This is a genomic window from Saccharothrix isguenensis (assembly GCF_052936305.1).
On record NZ_CP193626.1, the window covers coordinates 1,973,645 to 1,996,996 of the forward strand.

The 23,352-nt window shown below is 67.2% G+C and carries 20 protein-coding genes and 2 pseudogenes; 6 read left to right on the top strand and 16 right to left on the bottom strand.

Going from position 1 to position 23,352, the window contains the following annotated elements:
• Positions 1-57 precede the first annotated feature (57 nt).
• Complete coding sequence (locus ACRAKI_RS09570) at positions 58-339, bottom strand: hypothetical protein (RefSeq protein ID WP_447006698.1); 282 nt, start codon at positions 337-339, stop codon at positions 58-60.
• A gap of 373 nt (positions 340-712) precedes the next feature.
• Here ACRAKI_RS09570 and ACRAKI_RS09575 point away from each other — a divergent pair, with 373 nt between their 5' ends.
• The gene (locus tag ACRAKI_RS09575) at positions 713-1,597 is read left to right on the top strand and encodes a M20/M25/M40 family metallo-hydrolase (RefSeq protein WP_447006699.1); all 885 of its coding nucleotides are present in this window, start codon (positions 713-715) and stop codon (positions 1,595-1,597) included.
• A 50-nt stretch (positions 1,598-1,647) separates the two neighbouring features.
• Here ACRAKI_RS09575 and ACRAKI_RS09580 read toward each other — a convergent pair whose 3' ends face one another.
• The 4 genes from ACRAKI_RS09580 to ACRAKI_RS09595 form a co-directional block, all read right to left on the bottom strand.
• On the bottom strand, positions 1,648-2,109 hold the full coding sequence (locus ACRAKI_RS09580) for an SAM-dependent methyltransferase (RefSeq protein ID WP_447006700.1): 462 nt from the start codon (positions 2,107-2,109) through the stop codon (positions 1,648-1,650).
• A gap of 152 nt (positions 2,110-2,261) precedes the next feature.
• Positions 2,262-3,356, bottom strand: coding sequence for an integrase core domain-containing protein (locus ACRAKI_RS09585; RefSeq protein WP_447006701.1), 1,095 nt, complete (start codon positions 3,354-3,356; stop codon positions 2,262-2,264).
• Positions 3,357-5,124: 1,768 nt separating this feature from the next.
• On the bottom strand, positions 5,125-6,006 hold the full coding sequence (locus ACRAKI_RS09590; RefSeq protein ID WP_447006702.1) for a hypothetical protein: 882 nt from the start codon (positions 6,004-6,006) through the stop codon (positions 5,125-5,127).
• A 180-nt stretch (positions 6,007-6,186) separates the two neighbouring features.
• On the bottom strand, positions 6,187-6,747 hold the full coding sequence (locus ACRAKI_RS09595; protein ID WP_447006703.1) for a DUF6461 domain-containing protein: 561 nt from the start codon (positions 6,745-6,747) through the stop codon (positions 6,187-6,189).
• Positions 6,748-7,158: 411 nt separating this feature from the next.
• On the opposite strand from ACRAKI_RS09595, the gene ACRAKI_RS09600 reads away from it, so the two are divergent.
• Complete coding sequence (locus tag ACRAKI_RS09600) at positions 7,159-7,512, top strand: IS110 family transposase (protein WP_447006704.1); 354 nt, start codon at positions 7,159-7,161, stop codon at positions 7,510-7,512.
• Between the two features lie 412 nt (positions 7,513-7,924).
• Positions 7,925-8,269, top strand: coding sequence for a DUF4333 domain-containing protein (locus tag ACRAKI_RS09605; RefSeq protein ID WP_447006705.1), 345 nt, complete (start codon positions 7,925-7,927; stop codon positions 8,267-8,269).
• A gap of 36 nt (positions 8,270-8,305) precedes the next feature.
• On the opposite strand, the gene ACRAKI_RS09610 is transcribed toward ACRAKI_RS09605, so the two are convergent.
• A complete protein-coding gene (locus ACRAKI_RS09610; RefSeq protein WP_447008371.1) occupies positions 8,306-8,623 on the bottom strand; it encodes an integrase core domain-containing protein in 318 nt (105 codons plus the stop codon).
• A 268-nt stretch (positions 8,624-8,891) separates the two neighbouring features.
• Between ACRAKI_RS09610 and ACRAKI_RS09615 the strand changes: the two genes are divergently transcribed.
• Both ACRAKI_RS09615 and ACRAKI_RS09620 read left to right on the top strand, forming a co-directional pair.
• Entirely contained in the window at positions 8,892-10,427 is a 1,536-nt protein-coding gene (locus ACRAKI_RS09615; protein WP_447006706.1) for an ISL3 family transposase, read from the top strand.
• A gap of 181 nt (positions 10,428-10,608) precedes the next feature.
• The gene (locus tag ACRAKI_RS09620; protein WP_447006707.1) at positions 10,609-11,781 is read left to right on the top strand and encodes an ISAs1 family transposase; all 1,173 of its coding nucleotides are present in this window, start codon (positions 10,609-10,611) and stop codon (positions 11,779-11,781) included.
• A 766-nt stretch (positions 11,782-12,547) separates the two neighbouring features.
• Here the strand turns inward: ACRAKI_RS09620 and ACRAKI_RS09625 are convergent.
• Together ACRAKI_RS09625 and ACRAKI_RS09630 are read right to left on the bottom strand one after the other, a co-directional pair.
• Positions 12,548-12,850: pseudogene (locus tag ACRAKI_RS09625) on the bottom strand (transposase family protein); the annotation flags it as partial.
• A 190-nt stretch (positions 12,851-13,040) separates the two neighbouring features.
• On the bottom strand, positions 13,041-13,649 hold the full coding sequence (locus ACRAKI_RS09630; protein ID WP_447006708.1) for a hypothetical protein: 609 nt from the start codon (positions 13,647-13,649) through the stop codon (positions 13,041-13,043).
• Between the two features lie 488 nt (positions 13,650-14,137).
• Here ACRAKI_RS09630 and ACRAKI_RS09635 point away from each other — a divergent pair.
• Positions 14,138-14,401: pseudogene (locus ACRAKI_RS09635) on the top strand (helix-turn-helix domain-containing protein); the annotation flags it as partial.
• Positions 14,402-14,661: 260 nt separating this feature from the next.
• On the opposite strand, the gene ACRAKI_RS09640 reads toward ACRAKI_RS09635, so the two are convergent.
• The 8 genes from ACRAKI_RS09640 to ACRAKI_RS09675 all read right to left on the bottom strand — a co-directional run bounded on the left by ACRAKI_RS09640 (position 14,662) and on the right by ACRAKI_RS09675 (position 22,206).
• Positions 14,662-14,895 carry a hypothetical protein gene (locus tag ACRAKI_RS09640; RefSeq protein WP_447008626.1) on the bottom strand — a complete coding sequence of 78 codons (234 nt, stop codon included), beginning with the start codon at positions 14,893-14,895 and terminating at the stop codon, positions 14,662-14,664.
• Positions 14,892-15,341 (bottom strand): hypothetical protein, encoded by a 450-nt coding sequence (locus ACRAKI_RS09645; RefSeq protein ID WP_447006709.1) that lies wholly within the window; start codon positions 15,339-15,341, stop codon positions 14,892-14,894. Before ACRAKI_RS09645 ends, ACRAKI_RS09640 begins: the two co-directional genes overlap by 4 nt.
• A gap of 298 nt (positions 15,342-15,639) precedes the next feature.
• Positions 15,640-16,053, bottom strand: a complete 414-nt coding sequence (locus tag ACRAKI_RS09650; RefSeq protein WP_447006710.1) for a hypothetical protein — start codon at positions 16,051-16,053, stop codon at positions 15,640-15,642.
• Positions 16,054-16,055: 2 nt separating this feature from the next.
• Positions 16,056-20,612 (bottom strand): RHS repeat-associated core domain-containing protein, encoded by a 4,557-nt coding sequence (locus ACRAKI_RS09655; protein WP_447006711.1) that lies wholly within the window; start codon positions 20,610-20,612, stop codon positions 16,056-16,058.
• 4 nt (positions 20,613-20,616) lie between these two features.
• Positions 20,617-20,913 carry a type VII secretion target gene (locus tag ACRAKI_RS09660; protein ID WP_447006712.1) on the bottom strand — a complete coding sequence of 99 codons (297 nt, stop codon included), beginning with the start codon at positions 20,911-20,913 and terminating at the stop codon, positions 20,617-20,619.
• 4 nt (positions 20,914-20,917) lie between these two features.
• Positions 20,918-21,361 (bottom strand): YbaB/EbfC family nucleoid-associated protein, encoded by a 444-nt coding sequence (locus ACRAKI_RS09665; protein ID WP_447006713.1) that lies wholly within the window; start codon positions 21,359-21,361, stop codon positions 20,918-20,920.
• A 468-nt stretch (positions 21,362-21,829) separates the two neighbouring features.
• Positions 21,830-21,913 carry a hypothetical protein gene (locus ACRAKI_RS09670; RefSeq protein WP_447008372.1) on the bottom strand — a complete coding sequence of 28 codons (84 nt, stop codon included), beginning with the start codon at positions 21,911-21,913 and terminating at the stop codon, positions 21,830-21,832.
• Positions 21,895-22,206 (bottom strand): hypothetical protein, encoded by a 312-nt coding sequence (locus ACRAKI_RS09675; protein ID WP_447008627.1) that lies wholly within the window; start codon positions 22,204-22,206, stop codon positions 21,895-21,897. The genes ACRAKI_RS09670 and ACRAKI_RS09675 overlap by 19 nt, the downstream gene beginning before the upstream one ends.
• Positions 22,207-23,352 lie beyond the last annotated feature (1,146 nt).

Below are 23,352 nucleotides of genomic sequence, written 5' to 3' on the forward strand. Positions count from 1 at the left end.
CACACGGTCGAGCCAGGACCGGGTGACTTCAGGCAGCCGCAGACGCCTGACGGCCGATCAGCGCACGAGCTGAGTGATACAGCTCGCGCGAGCTTCCGTATAGGCCAGAATGTTCGTCTGGGGCGCGGATGCCACGCACTGCGTCATGGTGGCGATTTCTTCCGCGGCGGGACTGGGAACAGCGACGCACATGGCCAGGTGTTGCGGGTTCTCCAGCGATCCGCCTTTATCTTTTACGCATCGGGCGAGCTGGTCGACCACGCTCTGTTCCTCGGCTTGAGCGGCGACCGGTACGGCGGTACTCAACACAGCGGCCAACATGACCGCGCCAATAGCCATTCGACGCATCATCAACTATCTACTCTCTACGAACCGACAGAACAGCCACAGTCTGTCACTGTCCAGTTCCGAAGAGTCTTCACATCGCCTGGCAATCACCTGGAGTCTTCTCGCTGAGGCACCCCGCGATGGTGCGGCCCGCCCGTCCGTACACGACGTTGAGGACTGGCGAAGACCTGGTAGGCGATGATCGACAGGGCGGTTCCCGTCCACCCGCGACCCCGCCGAGGCAGTCCGGATCGCACCGCATTACCGCACCGGGCCGTGCGTTGCTGGTCGAGGGTCCAGCGGGTCCGCACGTCCACTGGTCGGGTGGTGGCGAATCGGGGGTGCTGGTCCTCGGTCACCACGACACGGTGTTCCGCTCGGCACCTTGGCGCGTCGCCCGTTCGCGGTCGAGGACGGGCGGGTGACCGGCCCTGGTGTCTGCGACATGCTCGGTGGTCTGGTGCAGGCGATCCACGGCCTGGCCGCGCTGGACGACCTGACCGGCGTCGAGATACTGGTGACCTGTGACGAAGAGAACGGCTCTCACACCTCGCGGACCCTCATCGAGGAGCGCGCACTGGCGTGCGGGGCGGTGCTGGTGTTCGAGGGCGCGGCCGAGGGCGGTGGCCTGAAGGCTGGCCGCAAGGGTTGCGGCACGTTCGAGGTGCTGATCACCGGCCGGGCTTCGCACGCGGGTCTTGAACCCGAAGCCGGGGTCAACGCCTTGGTCGAGGCCGCCCACCAGGTGCTCCGGATCGATGCGTTGAGCCGTCCGGAAGTGGGTACCACGGTCACCCCGACCATCGCGACGGCCGGCACGCAGAGCAATGTCGTGCCCGCGCAGGCCACGATCGTCGTTGACGTTCGGGTCGAGACGGCCGTAGAGACGGATCGGGTCGAAGCCGCGTTCGCGGCCCTGACCACGCACGTCGAGGGCATCGCGATCGAGGTGCGAGGCGGAGTGGGCAGGCCACCGATGCCCGAGTCCGCGGCGGCGGAGCTGTTCGCGATCGCGAAACGGCTGCTGCCCGGCGTAGAGGCTGTGGTGGTCGGAGGCGGCAGTGACGGCAACTTCACGGCCGCGCTTGGCGTGCCGACCTTGGACGGCCTCGGTGCCGTCGGGGGCGGCGCGCACGCCGACCACGAGTACCTGCTGGTGGACACCATGGTCGAACGGGCGAACCTGGTGACCGGCCTGGTGACCGGCCTGGTGACCGGCCTGGTGACCGGCCTGGTGACCGGCCTGGTGACCGCGATCCTGAACACCTGAGCCGTACGTGGTGTTGTGGACATCGGCTTCGGCCTTGCCGCAGCAAATCTTCAGGTCCAGTAGTCGACCATCAGATCGGTGGCCCAGCCGGGTTGGAACACCGGACCGCGAGGACCGTACTCGGCGAGCCACGGCTTGATGTCCAGCACCGGAGTCCCGTCGATGGCATCGCAGTCCTCGACGTGAATCCGGGTGCCGTCAACGGCGGTGAGGCGGCATCGCGTCAGGCCGATCCGGTTGGGGCGAGCGCTGAACCGCTGGGCGAAGATCCCCACCTCCGGCTGATCCGGTCGGGAGGCCGGGCGGCGGGAGGTCACCACCTCGGCCGGGTCCACCCGATCCAACAGGAAGACCAACTCCAGGTGGGAGAACTCGTGCAAGCCGACCAGCGCCTCCGGACCGAAGCGGTCGACGTCCAAGTCGATCCAGGCCCGCTCGCGGCTCCAGCCGTGGGCACGACCGGCGGGTTCGGTGCGGGTGGAGCCCACCCGGCCGACCGGGACGAGATTCATGGCACGGATCATGCCGGACGCCCTGTCCGCCAGTACACCGCGCCCACCACGGCACCCAGCAGCGCCACGCCGCCCCAGTAAAGCGGTCCCCGGTCGTGCGCGACCGCCACCAGGAACACCGCTGTGCTTGCCGAAAATGTCGTCCATGCAGGTCAGGCGGCGTGGTGGTACTCGTTGAGGACTCTTAGCCGCGGTCGTCGGCGGATGTCGAGGTGGGTGATGGTTGCTTGATCGGTGGCCGGTTGTGGCAGCGGCTGCAACGGTCGGGCGTTGGCGATGCCTTGATGGGGCCGGTGGGTGTTGTAGAAGTGCTCGTACTGGCGTAGCGCATGAAGCAGGTGCTGTTGGTTCCAGATGAGGGTGCGGTCGAAAAGCTCGCGGCGGCAGCTGCGGATCCAGCGTTCCATGATCGCGTTCATCCGCGGGATGCGGACTCCGCTGAGAACGACCTGAATGTCCGCGTCGGCGAGGACGGTGTCGAACAGGGCGGGGAACTTGCCGTCGCGGTCGCGGATCAGGAACCGTGCGGGGCTGCCTGCTTCCTCGAGGTCCATGACGAGATTTCTGACGGCTTGGGTGACCCAGGACGCGGTGGGGTGTGCGGTGGCGCCGAGGACGCGGATCCGGCGACTGGCGTGCTCGATCACCGCGAGTACGTACAGTCGGGTGCCGTTCAGGGTGGTGGTCTCGAAGAAGTCGCAGGCCAGGAGTGCGTCGGCCTGGGAGCGGAGGAAGGTCGCCCAGGTTGTCGAGGTGCGTTCGGGTGCTGGGTCGATTCCGGCGTCTTTGAGGATCTGCCAGACGGTGGAGGCTGCGACTGTGATGCCGAGTACGAGGAGTTCGCCGTGGATGCGGCGGTAGCCCCAGGCAGGATTCTCCCGCGCCAGACGCAGAACCAGGAGCCGGATGGAGCGGATGGTCCGTGGTCGGCCGGGACTCTTGGGTCGGGATATGGCTGCGTGGCGGCGTGCGATGAGGTCCCTGTGCCACCGCAGCACCGTTTCCGGCCGGACCAGTAGTCGGAGTCGACGAAGCGTGGCAGCCGGGAGTCTGTGCAGCAGGGCTGCGAGGAATGCCCTGTCGCCGGGGGAGAACCGTGGGCGGGCGTCTCCGAGTTGGCGCTCCAGGACGGTGATCTGGTGCCGCAGCGCCAGGATCTCTGTGTCCTTGTCCCGGTCGCTTATCGGCAGCAAGCACAGCAAGGCGAACGCGTTGGTCACACCGAGGTAGGCCAGTCGGAGCAGCACGATCGGTCATCATGCCGTGCTGGTCGATGCCACAGCGGATGGCAGCCGTGCCGCTGAGCGCCTCGGAACCCCAAGCACTGTGTCTTCTACCTGCATGGATGAGGTTATCGGCAGGCACACGGCTACCGACTGGTCTGGCAGAAGCTGGCCGGAGGACTGGCCGGTCTTCCGGTGGCCGAACCGTCCGCGAAAGCCTTACGGGATCTGCGTCGCGGACTCGGTGGCGTGCCGATGCGCCGGCTGTTCGAGGTGCTGTCCGGGCCGCTGGCCCGACCTCGCACGCCCGGTGTGCGGTTCGGGTCCTACCGCACGGTCTCCTTCGACGGCTGCAGCTCGATCAAGGTCCCCGACACCGCCCGCAACCGGGCCTGGCTCGATTCCCCAGGCAACGGCGGCTACCCCCTGGTGGAGCTGATGACCCTAGTCGAGACCGGCACGAGAGCGCTGATCGGGGCGGTGTTCGGCCCCACCCGCGAGGGCGAGACCGACTACGCCAGGCGCCTGTTACACCTTCTGAATCCGGACATGCTGGTGTTGTGGGACAAGGGTTTCGACAGCAACGCCTTCCTCACCGAGGTGCCGCCACCGGCGCGCGGATCCTGGGCCGGCTGCGCAACAACCGGCGCATCCCCGTCCTGGTCCGTCTCGTCGACGGCTCCTACCTGTCGACGATCGGCGCCCTCAGGTGCGGGTCATCGACGCGCAGATCACCGTGACGGTGGCGGGCGGGACCACCTTCACCGGGACCTACCGGCTGGTCACGATACTGTTCGACGCCCGTCGCCACCCGGCCGCCGCCCTGGTCGCCCTCTACCACCAGCGTTGGGAGCACGAATCGGCGTACTACGCCCTGCGCCACACGATCACCGCCGGACGTGTTCTGCGCTCGGGCGACCAGGGCGGGCTCGACCAGGAGATGCGGTCCCTGCTCACGCTCTACCAACTCCTGCGCACCGTCATGGTCGACGCCGCGGAATCCCGGCCCGGCACCGATCCCGACCGCTGCGGATCACCATCGCCCTGCACACCGCCCGAGACCTGGTCGTCCAGGCAGCCGGAATCATCGTCGACAGCAACGAAAACTCGGGGTCATCGCGCACCGTCTCCTGGCGGCACTCCTTCCGCCCCGACGCCCAAGGGTGAGTACCCGCAAGGTCAGGTCCCCGATCTCCCGCTACAGCGAACGCCGCGACGACGGAAGATCAGACCGAAGCTGCGCCGTCACCGCCCTCGACATCAGCGTCCTGGAACCCCCGGATCCGCAGCCCGCTCTGCCCACCGCTTCCCGGGACGACCGCAATATCACCCCTGCCGAACGTCGCAGGCACCGGATTCTGGTCTTGTTGCAGGAAGATTCCACCCGTCTCTGGAGACCCCGCGACATCGAGGTCCACTTCGGTGACATCACCCTCGACACCATGTACAGACAACTCTTCCGATGGGCCGACAGCGGACTCATCCACAAGATCGGCCCGGGCCTCTGCGCCGCCACGACATGGTCACCGACTTCCTTGCAAGAGCACCGGAATCCTTTACTGGCCGGGAATCCCGCAGTCCAACGCCACCTCCAGCAGCGTCTGGTGCCAGAGGCCAGGCGGTGACGGTGTAGGGCACCGTGAAGGTTCGGTTGTAGGTCAGGGTCTGCTCGGTGTCGGTGTCCGTGCAGCCACACCGGCAGCGGGTGCCCCACCACTCGAGCGATGTCGGCGACGTCGACATGTTCGTTCCACACCGCCTTCGGCCGCGCGGGCCCGCTCCCGGGCAGCGCTCAGGATTCCAGGCGCTCCGCGGTGTCGGCGAGCAGGGCGAGGAGCCAGCGCCAGGTTTCCCGGTCGGTGGTGGACAGCGGCTTGGGGGAGAAGAAGTACAGGCGGTTCTGGACGATTTCGATGTTGACCGGGCGTTCGGCGTACCGGGCCAGGAGGTCGGGGGAGAAGAGGGTGCGGTCCAGCAGGGCCTGGATCTCCCCGGCCCTGCCGAACGGCCCGGAGACTGTGAAAGCTTCGGTGCCGGGGCCGCGCAGGTCGGGGTTCCCGAGGATGGCTTCGCCGGACATGTGCCGAACGCCCGTGCCTTTCGCCCGCGAGGTCAGCAGCAGGTGGGGGAGGTGGGCGTCGAGAGGGGTGGTTGCGTAGCCCAAGTGGTACGTTTCCGCGCCGTGGTAGCCGGCCGTGTAGTGGTACTGGCCTATTTCCATCGGACGTGGCCCTTCGATGTTGACGACGTCGACGGCGCAGCGGTTGTTCCCGATGTCGAAGACCCCGGCGGGCTGCTCGGGGTCCCTGACCTTCATCCGGTAGCCCATGCCGTTGCGGGCGGCGAACTGCATGATGCGGTAGTGGTCGATCCGCACCTGCCCGCTACCTTTGCGGCCCTGGACGACGACCAGGACGATCAGTACGAGACCGATCACCAGCGGCAGCAGTCCGAGGAGCCGGACGCCCATGCCGCCGTCCGGATGGGCGCCGGTGAGGTACATGTTGAGCGGAATGCTCAGGAAACCGGAGAAGGCGGCGACAAGCACGGCGAACACGAGTGCGCCGCACGCCATGTCGCGGCCCGGGGGGTCGCCGTTCGCTTTCGCGTGCGCCAATGCCGCAGCCGGGTCGACCGGGGCGGCGAGCGGGGAGTAGTCGAGGTCGTCGGGCACGGCTCACGCTACCCCGTCGAGCGGGCGGAACCTTCCCGGTTGGGCGGTTTTGGGCGCGGCTGAGGTGCCTGGCAATCCCCATACTCCGGTGACCGCAGGGTTCGCTACTGACGCCCAGGACGGGCGTCAGGCGCGAGCAGCACTTCGACGACCCGCAGCTGGTTGCCTCTGAACGATCGGTCAGGGTTCTGCTCTACTGGTGGTTGGGGTGGTGAAGGACGTCCTGGCCGGTGACGTGTGCGGGCCGTGGCCAGGAGAGCAGGACCCGGCTGTGCAGCTTGCCGAGGACGAAGTCGGCCGTAGGCGCTTCGCCTCGGTGAGCCGTGCGCGGACGTGCTCGCCGAGTGGGCTGTCCGGTGTGACGGTGACCCGCTCGCCACGTTCGGCGGCCGCGAGGGCGTCGGCCATGCCCGGTGTGCCGGTCGGGCCGAGCAGATCCGTCAGCCGCTGCACCTCGGCGAAGGCGTCCACGGGTCCGTCGTGGCCCGGCCTGCCCGCCAACTGCTTGCGCGCGTCGCTGAACCACGGCTCGATGTGCGCGCTGGTCCAAGACCCGGTGAGTGCGTCAAACGAGGGCAGAACACCCGTGATGTGCTCGGCGAGCAGCAGCGAACGCACGATCGGCTCGTTGTACCGGTCCTCGTCCTCGTCGTCCCCCTTCTGATCGACGGTGAAGCCGACGTCGAGCATCTGGGTGAGCAGGTGGTCGGGATCAACGCCGTGGCAGTCGGTCGGGAACATCGGGTCGAAATGGGGATCAGCTCGCCGGCGACGGCGTAGTCGAAGGAAGGCGACGCGTAGTCGTGCCACAGCACGGACGCCGCCGGATCGACGTTGCCCGAGCGAGGACGCTGCCGATTCTCTCGACTGTGCGAGTTCTGGCGTTGCCTGTCCGCGACCAAGAAGGTCAGGTCTACCGGCTCAGGCGTCCCTACCGTTTGGTTGTCCGGGCTCGTAGGGTCCGGATGCCCCGGGAGGGGTGGGTATGGCTTTCAGGCGTCCGCCGTTCGTGTGGCTCACGTCGACTCGCCGCCCGCCTCTCCAGGACGGACTCGGCCTCTGATTAAGAGCTGCGAACCGATCGCCGTGTAGGGACCTGGCGGCGGGGTCGTCTGCGGGCACGATCATGAACCTGCGGGTGAGAGGTGTGAGTTGACCCAACTGTGGGCCGGGGTGGACATCGGCCGGGAACACCACCACGTGGCCGTGGTCGACGCCGACGGTAGGCGGGTGTTCTCCCGCCGGGTCGCCAACGACGAGGGCACGCTGTTGACCGCGATCGGCGACGTGTGCGCCCTGGCGGAGCGGATCAGGTGGGCCATCGACCTGAACAGCACCGAGTCCGCGCTGCTGCTGACCCTGCTGCTTGACCACGGACAGGCGTTCGATGCCCGCTGCGGTCGACACAGGCGCGTAGTGGGAGGAAGATGGGAGGAAATTGGCAGAAATCAAGGTGGGGCAACAGGATCGAGCTGGACTCAGGTGCATTCAACGGCACCGTCGTGACCTGCCACTTCGACGTTCTCGCAGGTCAGGTCATGATCCAATCCACCCTGGGGGTCAAGGGGTCGCAGGTTCAAATCCTGTCGTCCCGACGGTCGAAAGAGCCCGCTGATTCAGGTATAACGCCTGGTCAGTGGGCTCTTTTGCGTTCGGCTGTGGATCTTGTCTTGATCTTGCTGTCGTCTCACACGTCGGTGAGTGACTAACTGAGTGACTACGGCTTCGCTGCCGGGCTGCACGCACTCGCCGTCCCCGTGTTCAAAGTTGCCTCACTTCATCAAGGCGGCCCCCTGCGGGGGCCGCGAAAGATGAAGTTCAACTCCACCGGTCTGTGACCGGCAGGTGATCACTAAACGGTACCTTCTCGATCGACCCCTCCTCGCCACGACGGCCGATCGGCTATGAAGTGGAGGTGATGAGTCGGATTGCGCACTTCGCGGTGACCGTGTCGGCAGTGGTGGTCGCCGTCTGCGTCCTGGTGCTGACGGTACGAGCCATGACCTCTGGCCTGCCTCTCACGGTGCACCAGCAGATGACCTTTGACAGCGAAGAACTAGGCAAGCGGGTGCACGGAGCCCTGGCGGAGAGTGGCGGCCTCGGCGGTAGCAGCGATTCGATGAGCTGCCCCGAGAATGTGGCAATCAAGGAGGGGACTGTTTTCGGTTGCTCGGTCAGGCACAACGGACGGTTCAAGACCGTGCGTGTCGTGGTCGTGGATGCTGAGTCCGGCGCAATTGAAGTTGGGTCGCCCTCAGAGTGAGACCGGCGTGCCAGCGTCGGGACGAGCGCCAGGTGGTCACCGTGAACGAGTTGGCCGCCCGCCCTGAAACCCTGTGCTGCTCGAAAAGTCATCGCTGCTGGTCAGGCGGCCTGTGTGTATTCGTTGATAAGGCCGCCGAGGATGCGGGTGCGGAGCACCCGGCGGGTGTATCGCGGCGGGGTGCTGCTGAGCTTCGGGTGGTAGTTGGTCGCGGGCCTGGTGGGGGCGGTGTCGGTTGTAGTGGTGTTCGTAGGTTCTGAGGACGTGTCGTGCGTGGGCCTCTCCCGTGATGAGGATGTGGTCGAGGAGTTCGCGTCGGATGGTGCCGACGACCCGTTCGCAGTGGGCGTTCATCCGCGGTGCCTGTGGTGCGCTCTTGATGCGTAGGTCGTCGGCGTGGAAGACGGTGTCGAACGTCTGGCTGTACTTGCCGTCGCGGTCGCGGAGCAGGAACCGCAGGGGCTCCGTGCGCGTTCCGAGGTCGGCGGCGAGGTTCCTGGCTTGCTGCGTTGTCCAGGCCTGGGTCGGGTGGGCGGTGACTCCGGTGATGGGGACTGTAAAACGAGTGGCTCTGGCCCGTAGTCGGTGGTGACTTCGGGTATCCGTTCGCAATCATGATCTTGTGATGGATGTCGACTCCCTTGTGGGAACGGTGTTTTCCGGACTGTCGGCGCTGGCCGTCCAGAACGTGGCGGAGGACGGCGGCATGGTGGTGGTCACGGCCAACACTCGGGATGTGGCCGTGCCGTGTCCGGTGTGCGGGACTGTGACGACGAAGGTGCACGGCTATCACCATCGGGCGGTGAAGGATGTGCCGGTCGACGGCCGCCAGGTTGTCGTGCGCCTGCGCGCCCGGCGGCTGGTCTGCCGGGCTCGGAGCTGCCCCCGGCAGACCTTCCGGGAACAGGTTCCGGGTTTGCTGGAGCGCCACCAGCGTCGAACGGTGCGGCTTGTCCGGCAGATATCTCAGGTGGCGCAAGAGTTGTGCGGTCGGGCGGCCGCTCGCCTGGCCGACCTGTTGGCCATGCCCGTGTCCCGCAGTACCGCGTTGCGCCGTCTACGGCGCCTGCCGCTGCCCGAGCTGACGGTCCCGCGGGTGATCGGCGTGGACGACTTCGCCCTGCGCCGCCGCCACCGCTACGCCACGATCGTCATCGACGCCGAGACCGGCCGACGCGTCGCGGTCCTGCCCGGCCGCGACGCCGCCACCCTGGAATCCTGGCTGCGCGAACATCCCGGTGCCGAGGTCGTATGCCGAGACGGCTCAGCCACCTACGCCGAGGCCGTCCGCCGCGCCCTGCCCCACGCGGTGCAGGTCAGCGACCGCTGGCACCTGTGGCGAAATCTCTGCGACAAGGTCTTGGTCGAGGTTCGGGCGCATGCCGGGTGTTGGGCCACGGTCAACCCGCCCCGCCCCGGTGGAGTCCACGAGCAGACCGTCCGCGAACGCTGGAACAAGGTTCACAAGCTGCTCGGCCAGGGCGTCGGCCTGCTCGACTGCTCACGCCGCCTCGGAGTGGCCCTGAACACCGTCAAACGCTACGCCCGCATGCCCGAACCCCAAACCTTGCGCATCGCCCCCACCTACCGCCCGACTCTCGTCGACCCCTATCGCGACCATCTGCGCGCCCGCCGCTTGGCCGATCCCGCGGTCCCCGTCACCCAACTGTTCGCCGAGATCCGGGAGTCGGGCTACACCGGCAGCGCCAACCTGCTGGTCCGCTACCTCAACCAGGGGCGCGCCGAAGGCGACCGTCCCGTCACGACCTCGCGTCACGCCAGCCGACTTCTGCTCACCAAACCCGACAACCCGCGCCCGAAGGAAACGACCTTGCTGGAGAAAATCTCCGCGGCCTGCCCGGAGATGACCGCACTCGCCAGTCTGGTGCGCGGCTTCGCAGCCCTGCTGACACCGGCCGCGGGCAACGACGAGAAACTCACCGAGTGGATCACGGCGGCCCGCGCCGTCGACCTGCCGCATCTACGCAGTCTCACCAACGGTCTCGAGATCGATCGGTCCGCAGTGGACGCTGCCCTTACCTTGCCCTATCACAACGGCCGCACCGAAGGCGTCAACACCCGCACCAAGAGAATCATGAGACAAATGCACGGTCGCGCCAGCTTCGACCTTCTCCGCCAACGCATCCTCCTGCACTGACAAGTACCCGGAGTCACCACCGACTACGGGCCAGAGCCGCTCGTCGTGTTTCAGACCCCAGCAGGGTTCCGGCAAAGTTGTTTGTGCTGATAGTGGGACGGGCACGGCGCTCTGGTCGATCATGTGATTGTCGAAGTCGCATGATCTTGGGAGTGCCGTGCCCGCGTTGTCATCCTGCCCGATGCCCGTGGTTGTGGAGCGCTTGGCCTCGGTGCCGGCCGGGCAGGTCGCCGACCTGCGGGTCCTGCTGGAGCGGGTGCCGGATCCGCGCAGGCGTCGGGGTGTGAGGCATTCGCTGTCGTCGATCCTGCTGGTGGCCGCGTCGGCGGTGGTGGCGGGTGCGCGGTCGTCCGCGGCGATCGCCGAGTGGGCCGCCGACGCGCCGCAGATGGTGTTGCGGCGGCTCGGGGTGCGGTTCGATCCGTGGCGGGAACTGTTCACCGCGCCGGAGGAGTCCACGGTGCGGCGGGTGTTGTCGCTGGTGGACGGGGATCTGCTCGATACCGCGATCGCTGCCTGGTCGGACTCGCGGCTTCCCGACCGCGGCCCGGACGACCCGCCGGCGGCGGTCGCGGTCGACGGGAAGTCGGTGGCCGGCACGTTCGGCACCGGCGGTGGGTCCGGGGTGCACCTGATGGGTGCGTTCCGTCACGAGGACGGGACCGTGGCCGGTCAACGGCAGGTTCCCGCCGGCGGCGAGCCGGCCGGGTTCGCGCCGCTGCTGGACGGGGTCGACCTGGCAGGGGTGGTGGTCACCGCGGACGCGCTGCACACCCAACGGGCGCATGCCCGCTACCTGCACCGGCGCGGCGCGCACTACGTGTTCACCGTCAAGACCGGCTGGCCGAAGGTCTACACCCAGCTGGATTCGCTGCCCTGGGACGACATCCCCGCCGTGGTGACGCGGGACCGCGGCCATGACCGCACCGAATTGCGCACCGTCCGCGTCGCCCCGCTCGGAGACCCCGGTTTCGGCGAGGTCGACTTCCCGCACGCCGCGCACGCGTTCCTCGTCGAGCGCTACCGGACCTGCCACGCCACAGGCAGGCGCGGCGCCTACGCCGCGCTCGGGGTGACCAGCCTGACCGGCGACGACGCCCACCCCGCCCGCATCGCCGACCTGCTGCGGGGCCACTGGCGGATCGAGAACCGGCTGCACTGGGTCCGCGACGTCACCTACGGCGAGGACGCCTCCCGCATTCGCACCCGAAACGGCCCCCGCGTCATGGCCTCCCTGCGCAACCTCGCCATCAACGCACTACGCCACACCGGCCACACCAACATCGCCAAGGGGTTGCGCACCATGGCACGCAACCCCCGACGACCACTCCAACTCCTCGGAATCCCCGACTGAACAGCACAAACGACTTTGCCGGAACCCTGCCCCAAGCAGGACGCGCACCTCCGAGTTTGTCAATTCCGACAGCCCTTCTTCGAACTCGAACTCGAAGCCCTCTCGATTGCCCTAACGAGCTTCCGATAACCCTCACCGACGCCAGGGGGGTGATAACCCTTCTCTCAAGTCGTCCGGTGCACGACCCAGCAACGAAATAGCAAGATTGAAATTGTCCGTTCCCACCGGGTTCCTGAGCCCCCAGGCGAGCAATGGACGCGCGTTGCGAGACTGAAAAAACCGTCTCACCACTTCGTCATCCTCTGAAAATTTTCGCAACTCCTTCCACTCCCTCAGCGCCCGACGCGGATCGTCCAGTTCGCGAACCAACTGGACAGAGGACACCGCCGAGGCAACACGCACTCTTCCATCGTTAGTGTAACCAAGAAACACACATGAGAGCCGACTGCCTGTTGCCGGCCAATCATCAGCCGAGACCGCTCCATCAGCAATATCCGCACCATCAATGAACCCAGGTTCCCCGGCCTCTGTGCGCACCAAGAGACCGTAGCCCTGATGTCCGGTCACAGTACACTCTACAAGGTCGAATCTTTTCAAATTCCCGGTGTTCACGACCGACCTTTCGGCGCCCACGGTGCCCGCGGAAAGCTATTGAACTCACCGAAGAGCTCACGAGGGATTACATACTCCAACATGTCTTCGTCAATTCCCTCCCAAATCTCGATTTGATTTCCATCAATCCAGGAGTTTGGCACGGTGACCTGCCGCGCTCCAGCAGTCCGGGAACCTGTTCCCGGAAGGTCTGTCGTCGACAGCCCAGGGCTGGGCAGACCAGCCGCCGTACGCGCAGCTGGACGACGGCTTGGCGACCGTCGACCGGCACATCCTTTACTGTCCGACGGTGGTAGCCGTGCACCTTCGCCGTGGTGGTTCCGCAGACCGGACACGGCACAGCCACGTCCCGAGTGCGGGCCGTGAGCACCACCATCCCGCCGCTGTCCGCCACGTCCTGGACGACCAGCGCGGACAGACCGGAAAACACTGTTCCCACAAGGGAGTCGACATCCATCACAAGATCGTGATCATGGCTGGCTACTCGACGTCACCACCGACTACGGGCCAGAGCCACTCGTTTGACAGACCCCGTTGCGGCCGCAAGTTGGCCGTGTTTCGGGCGCAAGCCCGCGCTAGTTGTCGGTCTCGTCCCTGTTCGGGACGAGACCGCGGAGCCGTCTGTTCGCCGTGAGTTGTCGAGCAGGTCAGCAGGGCTGCCCGTAGGTCTGGTCGGTCCACTGTCGTGACGACGCCCGGTTGTCAATGAAAGAAAGGGTTGGCGAATTGCACCCTGTCACCATCGAGATTCCGCCGTAGTTCGTGTAGTCGTAGAGCAGAGTCGCCTTGCAGCCGGAGTAGGTCCGCGTGGAGGAAACGACGTTGTCCCAGCCCGCAGGCATGCTGGACGCGCCCCAACTGGGTTGGGTGCCGTTGTAGTAGCAGCCGCCGGGAGCGGTCCAGTTCAGCGAGCTGCCGCCGAAATTGGGGTCGGTGTAGTCGGTGCCGATTAGAGTTGCCTGGATGCCGATACCGGCTCGCTTGTTCTCCTGCGCGATCTCGGCCTGTACCTCTGCGGAGGACGAGAAGCAGCGCATGTCCGACATCGGCGAGTGCCGCTGCCCCTTCTCGGCTGTGCCGAGGTGGACGACGCAGTGGCGTTCGGGTGAAGCGCCCTGCTGGGAAGGCGAAGCGTGCGTCACCGTGATCGAGGCCACCATGCCAAGAAATAAGAGGACTGCGGCCGTACAGCGCAAGAGCATGGTTCTCATATGTTCCGCTTTCGATCGGGAAGGGTTCGGCGAAATGCCGAACATGCAGGAGTAAAGGGTACGTTGGCGGCTACACGGTGGCCAAGGGTTCGCATGGCGGCAAGCGGGTGACCGTCGAGTGGTCCACCACGTGGTGGACCACTCGGTCGAATGTGCGGTCGGATTCCGTTACCGGTAGGAACCGTGCTCCGTCCGTCGGCCTATTCAGCGGCTCTTCGGACCTGAGCGGTCCGGCATCCGCTTTGTACCCCTTCTTGCGGTGTACCGCGTGAGGTCGTCAATTTGGCGGCTTGACGCTGCGTCTGATGTGCTTTCGGTGGTCGATCAGTTCGGCATGGCCTCCAGGAAGCGGCGACGCTGCCAACTTTTCGGGGTACCCGGTTGCATCACGGGGTGTGATCTCTGGATGGGCTGTCGCTGCTCCGACCGCACTGGTCGAGTTTGGCTGTGCCGACGACGGTGGCAACTGACCCCCTGGCGACGCGCGGGTTTCTAGTGCTTGTCGCAACACACCTGATCATGAGGGCGTGTTGATGGCGAGGCGCGGGCGCAAGCGCAGGCTCGATCTCGAGTCGGAGTACTGGTTGCTGTTGGCCGCCGGTGTGGGCACCGTCGAGGCGTGCAGAGAACTCGGGATCGGTCGCAAGACCGGCTATCGGTGGCGGACGGAGAACGGTGGACTGCCGCCGCAACCAGCCCGGTCGAACAGGTTCCTGTCGTTGACGGAGCGACAGCGGATCGCCACGTTGCACCGGGAGGGTCTGGGCGTTCGGGCGATCGCCACGATGATCGGTCGCGCGCCGTCTACTTCTACACGCTGCTGCGCGGCACGAGCCCGATCGCTAGAGAGCGCCTACCTGCTCGTCGCGGTACTGCCAGCCGAGTTGCTGCAGGTCATCCTCCTGAGGACGGCGGGTTTCGCCACGACGTGGGCGGCGTTGATCAGAGCCGGTCAGGTGGTCGCCTTCTGCGTGGGACTGATAGGCCAGTCGAAGCAGCACAGCCGGTCATCATGCCTGTCAGTTGACGAGCCTGTGGATCACCAGCACTCCACAGGCTACCCGACGAACCTGTTGGCCTGCTTCACGCTTCTCACCTGCATGGATGAGGTTATCGGCATACACAGGGGCAGCAGTGCCGCGAGGAACGCCCGGTCGGCGGGGAACCGTGTACGGGCGTCTCCGAGTTGGCGTTCCATGATGATGGTCTGGTGCCGTAGCGCCAAGATCTCCACGTCCTTGTCCCAGTCGCTCATGGGCGGGAGGCGCAGCAGCGCGAACGTGTTGGTCATGCCCAGGTAGGCCAGTCGAAGCAGCACAGCCGGTCATCACGCCGCGCCAGTCGCCGAGCCCGTGGAGCACGAGCACCCTCATGGGCCATTCCGAGCCCTTGTCCCGACCGCGCTCTCACCTGCATGGATGGAGTTATCGGCAGGCACAGCGTCGGGAACTCGCGACCGCCGAGCACCGGCAGCACCGCTTCCGCCCAGGTGCCGAAGTCCGGGTGCGACTCGCCCATTCGATCCAGGTGCCGCACGACGGCGGACACCGCCATCACCTGGTCCGGATCTCCGAGCGCGCGCGTGATGACCGGGAGGTCGTCGGGTGGTGTGGCGTCCGCCAACGCACGCAGGTACACCTCGTGCCGCACGTGTTCGTCGTGCACGCCCGCGTTCACGTCCACGTCCCGCAGGACGGTCGCCGCGACGAACTCCGGGAACCGATCGTGCTCGGTCACGACTGTCGACGACCCTCCTCCCGAGCCCCCGCAGGGTGTAGCGGCGCATGTCCCGGCGGATGGCGTTGCGGATCTCCCGGATGTGGTCGTCCACACCACGGCGAAGGGATCGGACCATCGAGCGGGGCGTGGGCACTGTCCTTTATGCCGGACCACCGCGAACTCGGAGGTGCTCGATGTCCTGGACCCAGAGCAGCGTCCACCGGGCGCGGGCCCGGACAAGGAGGTTGTCGCGCTGCCGGAACTCGGACGACAACCATCTCGCCTCAGCGAATCGCCCGTGTCACTTCACTCGAGCTCAGGATGTCTCGCGGAGAGATGTGACGGTCCATCCCTCGTGGTAGACCGGCTGGAGTTGGTCTGCCACGCCGAACGCGTCGGCCACCGCGAGGGCCGCCGCCGCCCGCACGGCGGACGTTTCGATGTCGGTCAGGTCAAGTTGGGCGTGCACGACCTCGACTGCGACGCCTCTGGTGTCTGCGCCGCAGCTGGTCACCAGGTCGAGGCCGTCCGTCGCGCCCGCCAGTGCCGCGTCCACGAACTCGCGGTCCGGACCCGGCTGGAGCGATGACGTGTCGTCGGGGTCGACCACCCAGGTGACCGGCGATCGGTCCTCGTCCGCTGTCGTCAACCGGACTCGGACCTGGCCGAAGTAGCCGACTCCTGCGTGCTGGCGCCTGAGTCGGTATTCACCGGTGCGATCGTCGGGCATGCTCAACTCCTGGTGTTCACGAACAGGTGGTAGATCGTATTCCGGAAGTAGTGCTCGTTGCCGAATCGCCCGGTCGTGCGTTGGATGTGGTCGTAGTCGTGTCGTCCGCCGGCGTTCCACAGGTCCGTCGCGGCGTCGTCGTCCATGGCGGACATGTCCGCGTGCCGCAGGTTGTCGAAGTCCTCGCCGCGGATGCGGTGCTCGATGATGCTCAAGTCGGTCGGACCGCCCGGTCTGCTGCTCACCGCATCCATGTACCGCTCGGCTTGCTCCCGCGTTTCCCAGGCGTAGAGCCCGTCTCCGAGTTCGGAACGCGGCCTGCCGTTGCTGTCCACGCCGGACGGCCACGGCTCGCCGCCGTTGTTGACCAGGCGGTCCGCGTCGGCGGGTCCCTGCACGCTGTAGTACGTCCGGCAAGGTGACAGCCCGAGCGGGTCGATCGCCGCGGTCGGGTTCGGCACGTACGCTTGCGGGTTGGGACCCGGTGCCAGACCCAAGGGGTCGACGGACGTGTAGCGGGCGCTCTCGGGATCGTAGTAGCGGGCGTTGTTGTAGTGCAGGCCGGATTCGGCGTCGTAGTACTGGCCCGGGAAGCGCAACGGCGTGTCGGCGCCTTGCGGCACCCCGATGGTGACGCCCCAGATATTCGCCTGCCGACGCCACGCGACCGCGCCGTCCGCGTCCACCAGTTCCGACACCGCACCCACCAAGTCGGTGACGATCGAGTGGAATTCGCGGTCGATCCAGCCTTGGTCGTCGTGGACTCGTTCCACCTGGCACAGGGGAGTGAAAGTGCCGGGTTCGAAGTCCCAGGTCGTCGCGGTGCCGCCGGAGGTGATCTGCTCGGCGAGCACGAGCCCGTCCCAGCAGAAGTCCATCCTTTCGGCGACCGCGCCGGACCTGTCGAGCCGCAGCTTCGCGATGCGTCGACCGAGCGGGTCGTACAAGTACTGCCAGCGGACCGAGTCCGGGGTGACGACCTCGACCAGGCGGTCGTCCGCGTCCCAGCGGTAGTGCCACGTGTCCGGCTTGGCCGACAACCGCTTCCGCGACCGCTGGACGACCCGACCGTGACTGTCGTAGCGGTATCTGATGTTGCCTGCGGACACCACCGCCGCGCCCGCGTATTCCCGAGGTCCCCGCGCCTCGCCACGCGGCCAGTCCGCGTGCGTGATGTTGCCTGCCGCGTCGTAGGTGTACCGCTCGTGCCACCCGTCGCCTACGACCTCGGTCACGCGGGCGCCCGCGTCGAGCACCAGCCTGCGGTTGCCGCCGAGCAGGTCTTCGACGCCGATCAGCGTTCCGGCCCGGTCGTACCGATAGTCACGGCGCTGTACGAGGTGTTCCCGGTCGGCGTGGCGCGTCGACACTGATTGGGCGCTGAGCCGGTGCGCCTCGTCCCACATGTGGGTGATCGTCGTCGGGCCTGTGGTCCGCTGGGTGACCCTGCCGGCGGTGTCGTAGCCGAACGACACCGCGTGACCTCCGGTCAGCAACTCCTCGACATGACTGGAGTCGCCGTACCTCCAGCGCGACACCGCTCCGATCGGGGTCGTCCGCGTCACGCGCCTGCCGATCGCGTCGTAGGACGACGCCACGATCTTGCCGTTGACGCCTTCCTCGATGACCCTGCCCAGCAAGTCCCGGCGGAGCACGAGGTCGGCGTCGCGGTTGCGAGCTCGCACCAGGCGTCCGACCGGGTCGTACTCGAACAGTTCCACGACATCGCCGAAGCGACGTTCCCGCACGCGACCGGCCGCGTCCCGGAGGAAGCTCACTTCGTCACCCAGGTCGCTGGCACGGCCGACCAGCTGCCCGGCCGCGTCGCGCCGGTAGCGGACGGTGCGGCCGTTGAAATCGCGTTCGGCGACCACCCTGCCTGCGGCGTCGTACTCGTAACGCCAGACCTGGTTGTGGGCGTCGGTCACGGACACGAGTCGGAGCAACCGGTCGTAGTCGAACACCAGCCGTCCACCGTCAGGGAAGGACCGCACCTTGGGCAGGTCGAAGTGCGTGGTGGTCTCGGTGGTGGCACGGCCGCTCGCGTCGCGGTACTCGACCTGGTTGCCCTCGTCGTCGTACCTCCACCGTTCGATGGAGCCGTCCGGCCCGGTGCGGCTGAGCAATCGTCCTTCGACGGTCCACTCGAGACTCGTCACCGCGCCGGACGGGTCGGTGATGGTGACGACCCGGCCGAAGTGGTCGCGCCGGTAGCGGGTGGTGCGGCCGTCCGCGTCGGTCTCGGCGACCGGCAGGCCGGCCGCGTCGCTGACGACCCGGCGTTCCCTGCCCACCGCATCGGCGACGGACGCGAGTTGGCCCCGTTCGTCGTAGGCGCACCGCGTCACACCGCCCGTCGGGTCGGTGATGGAAGTGACCCGCCCTGCCTCGTCGTAGGTGCGCCGCCAGACGGCGCCGTCCGGGTCGACCGTGACCAGCGGTCGCCCGCCCGCGTCGTGCTCGGCGAGCAGCCGAGTGCCGTCGGGCCTGGTCCATGCGGCCAGGTTGCCGTGGTCGTCGTACTCGTAGCGGTCCACGCGGCCGAGCGGGTCGACGCGGGTCAGAAGCAGGTCGACCTCGTCCCACTCCTGAGTGGTGGTGGCGCCCAGCGGGTCGGTAGTGGCGACGACTTGGCCGCGATCGCTGATCACGTACCGCGTGCTGTTCCCGAGCGCGTCGGTGAACACGGTGACCCGTTGTCCGTTGACCCGTTCGTAGGCGAACCTGCCGTCCAGGACCCCGTCCGCGCCCTCGTTCCCGATGCACCGGCCCTCGGCGTCGTAGCGGTAGCGGTACCACCACCCGTTGCGGTCGAGCCAGCGGATGAGCCGGCCCGCGTGGTCGTAGTCGAACGACAGGGCACGACCGGACGAATTGAACACGGCGGCCAAGTCGCCGGCGTCGTCGTAGCGGTAGCGGGCCAACGTAGTCGATGCTCCGCCGAGCGGGTCACGCAGCCGGAGTTCGGTGACGCGGCCGCCCTCGGTGGTGATGTCGACGTGGTAACCGCCGCTGTGGCGGATCGCGACCAGGTCTCCTGTTGCGTCCCGATCCAGGTCGATCCGGTTGGCGCCGCGGTCGGTGACGGTAGTGAGGGGAAGCACCGGGCCGGGGCCGTGGCCCTGGAAGTGAAGGGAGTGGCCGTTGTCCCGTCTGCGGATCACGTACCCGGTGTCATTGCGCGTGAGTGGCCAACGCGGGCCGACCTCGGGCAACACCTCGCCCGACTCGGGTGGTTGGGGGTAGACCAGGACCATGCCGTCTTCGGCGACGAACACCACGCCGTGGGCATCGATTTCCAGTCGCTGGCCGAGGGTGCTCGCCCACGTTCGGCCAAACGCTGTGCCCGCCCGGTAGGACGAGATGTGCGTGCGGCGTAGCACGAGCGGCAGGACACCTGCCAGTTCCACGTCGGTCTGGCCGAGCACGACGTCGCCGCTCGCGACGTCGACCGGGTCGTTCTCGCAGACTCGGTTCGACTCGGGCGTCTTGGTGGTGTCCGGATTCGCCGGCCGGCTCGGGCTTTCCGGCCGCGGGGTACTGGACGGCTTACCGGGGCCGGTCGGAGTGGTGCTGCCGGGGGAAGTCGTGCCCGACGGAGAAGTGCCCTCGGGGGAGGGGGTGGCGGATGGCGACATCGTGCCGGACGGGCTCGTGGTCCCGGACGGTGAGGTCGTGCCGGACGGTGACGTGGAGCCGTCGGGAGTGCTCGACGGGCTGGTGGTGCCGTCGGGGCCTTTGACGTTGGGTGCGTCGGGCGCGCTGGGGGTGCTGGACGGGCTGGTGGTTCCGGGGCTGCTGGGTGTGTCGGCGCGGCGGCCGAGTTTGCCCAGCTCTTCGATGATTTCGCCGAGTTTGTCGAGGACTTTGCGGATGCGGGGGGTGACGTTGCCGATGGTCTTGACGAGTTTGCGGACGAGGTCGGCGATGCGGTTGCAGACGCGGGCGATGGTGGAGGTGGCCTGGGCGACGATGAGCGGTGTGGCCAGGCCGAGGGTGGCGACGGCTTCCAGTGCCCAGGTGATGAGTTTGCCGACGACTTCGGCGACGAGGTCGCGGATGATCTCGCGGACGGCGGCGACGACCTCGCCCATGATCATCACGCCGGCTCCGACGCCTTCGGCCAGCGATCCCGCGCCGGCGATGGCGTCGGCGGTCTGGGCGGCGTGCCCGCGGTAGCCGTCCGCGGCCGCGCCTTGCCAGCCGGGTGCGTCCTGCGTGCCGAGTTCCTCGGCGATGCGGGTGACTTCGGCGGCGACGTTGGACCAGGTCTCGCTGAATGAGCGGATGACCGGCGGGTCGCCCGCGAACCAGTCCAGCGCTTCCTTGAGCGGTTGGACGTGCTCGATGAGCCAGGACACGCCGTAGGAGGCGACGGTGCCGATGGGGTCGATGACCATCGACAGCACTTCCAGGCCGACGCCGACGCCGCCGAGCCCGGCGGCGACCCAGCTGCCGTCGGAGATGCCCTGCGCCAGGTCGTTGGCGGATTCGGCGATGCCGATGCCGGTAACCGCGGTCGTATCGCTCTGCGCCGTCGCGACCAGGGGGTTGTTCACGTGTTCATCCGTCGAACCGCGCCGACTCACCGGACTCCTGGTCGTCGTAGGCTCGGGAGGTCTCACGCAGGTTCGCCGCGTTGTCCGACACCGTCTCCGCCGCCTTGACCAGAGCCTCCACGCCCATGTCTTCGAACGGTTGCAGCAGCATCGCGAACGGCTGGCACACCACGCCGTAGGCGGAGTCGTTCATCGCCACCGTCCGCGCCCCGTCCGCCGCCGTGCGCAACCGGTCCGCCAAGCCCTCCACCCGCCCGGCCAACGCGTCGATCTCCCCGGTGACCGCCTCGTACCCGGTCATCGCGTCACCTCAGGTGGCTCTCGTCGGTGAAGTCATCGTCGTCACCGGGCCGACGCGGCGGCGTCGACGGTCGCGCGTCCGGCTCGGGCTGGGGGAAGTTCCGCTCGGCGACGGCGACGATGTGCTGCCCGGAGGAGGTCGGGCCCACCGTCTCCCCGACGATCCGCGCCAGCTCGGCCGGGTAGCCGGCTTGGGCCTTGCCCATCGCCTCCATCACGGCCGCGGCGATCTGCTCCGGCCGCAACCGCGACACCCCCTCGGTCATCGTCACCGCGCTCGGGATGCCGTTAGGGCCGACGGTCACGCTCACCGCCCCATTCGCGGCCGAGGCGGTGATGGAGATCCGCTCGACCTCCTGCCGCATCGACTCGTACCGGGCGGCCTTCTCCTCGGCGTCGCGCTCCCAGTCGTCCACCAAGCGCTGCACGTTGGCCAACGGGTCGGTCATCGGCTCCCCCTCCGGTGACGCAGAGATCGGGCCAAGCTACTGCGCCTGAGACGACGCACCGGGCCGATTCGCTCCCAAGATGACCGGATCGGCCCAACCAGTTGGCCCAGATCGGTGTACCAGCCGCCACGTCCGTCTCTTGCGGTGAGCAGGAGCGGGCGCGCTTGCGGGCTCTGGTCACTTGATTCGCGCACATGTGTTCGACGTATACAGCGGTCGCCACAGGCCGTTCATAGGAGGAGGTGAAATACCTGATCAGCGGGGCTTCTTCGTGTCCGGATGTGGATCATGCCCAAGATCGTCGCAGTCTGGTTCTGTGGACCATTTGTGGACCGGGAGCCGTGGGACGTGGTTAGACGGCGCGCAGCTGCGGGGTCTGCGTGGCGTTCTTCTGGAGGCGCTGGGAGAGCAGCGCGCCCGCGTCGGTGACTGATCGGCGGTCCGGGTGCAGGTAGCGCTGCGTGGTCGTCAGCGAGCGTGTCCGGCGATCCGTTGCAGGCGGTGGACCGGCACGCCGGCGTCGGCCATCCACGTCAAGCCGGTGTGCCGCAGGTCGTGGCGGCGTAGGTGTTCGTAGCCGAGCTTGTTGACCACCTCGTCCCAGTGCGTGGCGTCACGGGCGACGCATGTGACGATCCGGCCACTCGTGGACCGGTGAACAGCCGCGCGTCTCCGGTCCCGTCCGTTTCGGCGATCCGTCGTTCAACGAGTTCGCGGATCTCTTTGATGATGGGGACGCGGCGTGCGCGTTTGCCTTTGGTGCCCTTGTCGATCAACCCGCCCGGCCCGTTCGTCGTCTGGCGCCGCACAGTCCAGGTCCACTCGGTGGTGTCGAGGTCTTTCACGCCGCAACCGGAGGGGAACCTCACAGCGCCAGGATCTCCGTGTCCTTGTCCCGGTCGCTCATGGGCAGCAGGCGCAGCAGCGCGAAGCGTTGGTCACGCCCAGGTAGGCCAGTCGGAGCAGCACAGTCGGTCATCATGCCTGTCAGTTGACGGTTATCGGCATACACAACCTTACGTGTGGCGAATTTCCGGCTGGCTGCCGTCCTGGATTGCACGCGCTTCGATCAGCCGAGCCCTGAGGTCGTGGCGGCTGATGTAGCGCCGATGGCGTCCGTGTTCGTCGATCACGGGCTGGCACCGGAGCTGCGGAGAGAGGTACAGCCTGCGCTACCAGTATTCACCTGCTGCCTGGATCGCTGCGGCAGGCGAACCGACGCTACCGTTCGGCCTGAAACGACGAGTAGGGCTTCCGGAGGGCGTGTCCGCAATGCGAGGACGCTCTTCGGCTGTGGTCATCAAGCATCAAGGCCGCAGAGCACGTTGACGCTGCTCGGCTCGACTGCCGGCGTATCGCCGTTTATCTTCTAGGGGTATTGCGCATGTACATGCTCGCTGGCGTGCTGGGAAGCGCTCGATCGCGGCACCGAGGAATGGCCGGATCGAGTCGTGTACCGGTTTCTGCACACAGGAGACGTGGACGGGCCGACGACGAAGTGGGCTTACGGCCGGTTGCGCGCCGAGGCCGATGCTGTGGCCTGTCGGCTCCGCTCAGCTGCTGACCGGCTCCCGATGCCTGCTGCTGTTCCCGCCAGGGTCGGGGCTTCGTCGCAGGTCTCCTGGGATGTCTTCGTGCAGGTTGGGTGCCTGTCCCAGCGTATTCGCCTGCCGCGCAGCAGCGTTGGCCTGGTGTGCGGTGGTCGCTCGGTGTGATGCGGGAACTGCGGTGCGGCAGCTGCGTTCACCGGCCCGGACGCAGACAGCGGTCCCGGGGCGGGCGAGTTCGACCGTGGTCGCCCGGAGTACACCGACGTGGCGTCTGGGAGAAAAAGGTGTCGGAATGTCCTTTCGTCGAAGTGGTTGCGGACCGGGTCATCGACCGGATCGAACTGGATGAAACGTACTGCCTGCGACCGGGCGACCGTGATCCGTGCGCCGCGCCTGCGGGGTTTGCCTGCCTGCCAGGAACGATCCGGTTCGATCCTTCGG

Coding starts and splice junctions, on each gene's coding strand:
- ACRAKI_RS09570 (WP_447006698.1), bottom strand. CDS start 339: ATGGCTATTGGCGCGGTCATGTTGGCCGCTGTGTTGAGTACCGCCGTA.
- ACRAKI_RS09580 (WP_447006700.1), bottom strand. CDS start 2,109: ATGAATCTCGTCCCGGTCGGCCGGGTGGGCTCCACCCGCACCGAACCC.
- ACRAKI_RS09595 (WP_447006703.1), bottom strand. CDS start 6,747: ATGTTCCCGACCGACTGCCACGGCGTTGATCCCGACCACCTGCTCACC.
- ACRAKI_RS09605 (WP_447006705.1), top strand. CDS start 7,925: ATGAGTCGGATTGCGCACTTCGCGGTGACCGTGTCGGCAGTGGTGGTC.
- ACRAKI_RS09610 (WP_447008371.1), bottom strand. CDS start 8,623: ATGAACGCCCACTGCGAACGGGTCGTCGGCACCATCCGACGCGAACTC.
- ACRAKI_RS09620 (WP_447006707.1), top strand. CDS start 10,609: ATGCCCGTGGTTGTGGAGCGCTTGGCCTCGGTGCCGGCCGGGCAGGTC.
- ACRAKI_RS09630 (WP_447006708.1), bottom strand. CDS start 13,649: ATGTTCGGCATTTCGCCGAACCCTTCCCGATCGAAAGCGGAACATATG.
- ACRAKI_RS09640 (WP_447008626.1), bottom strand. CDS start 14,895: ATGACCAACACGTTCGCGCTGCTGCGCCTCCCGCCCATGAGCGACTGG.
- ACRAKI_RS09650 (WP_447006710.1), bottom strand. CDS start 16,053: ATGCCCGACGATCGCACCGGTGAATACCGACTCAGGCGCCAGCACGCA.
- ACRAKI_RS09660 (WP_447006712.1), bottom strand. CDS start 20,913: ATGACCGGGTACGAGGCGGTCACCGGGGAGATCGACGCGTTGGCCGGG.
- ACRAKI_RS09665 (WP_447006713.1), bottom strand. CDS start 21,361: ATGACCGACCCGTTGGCCAACGTGCAGCGCTTGGTGGACGACTGGGAG.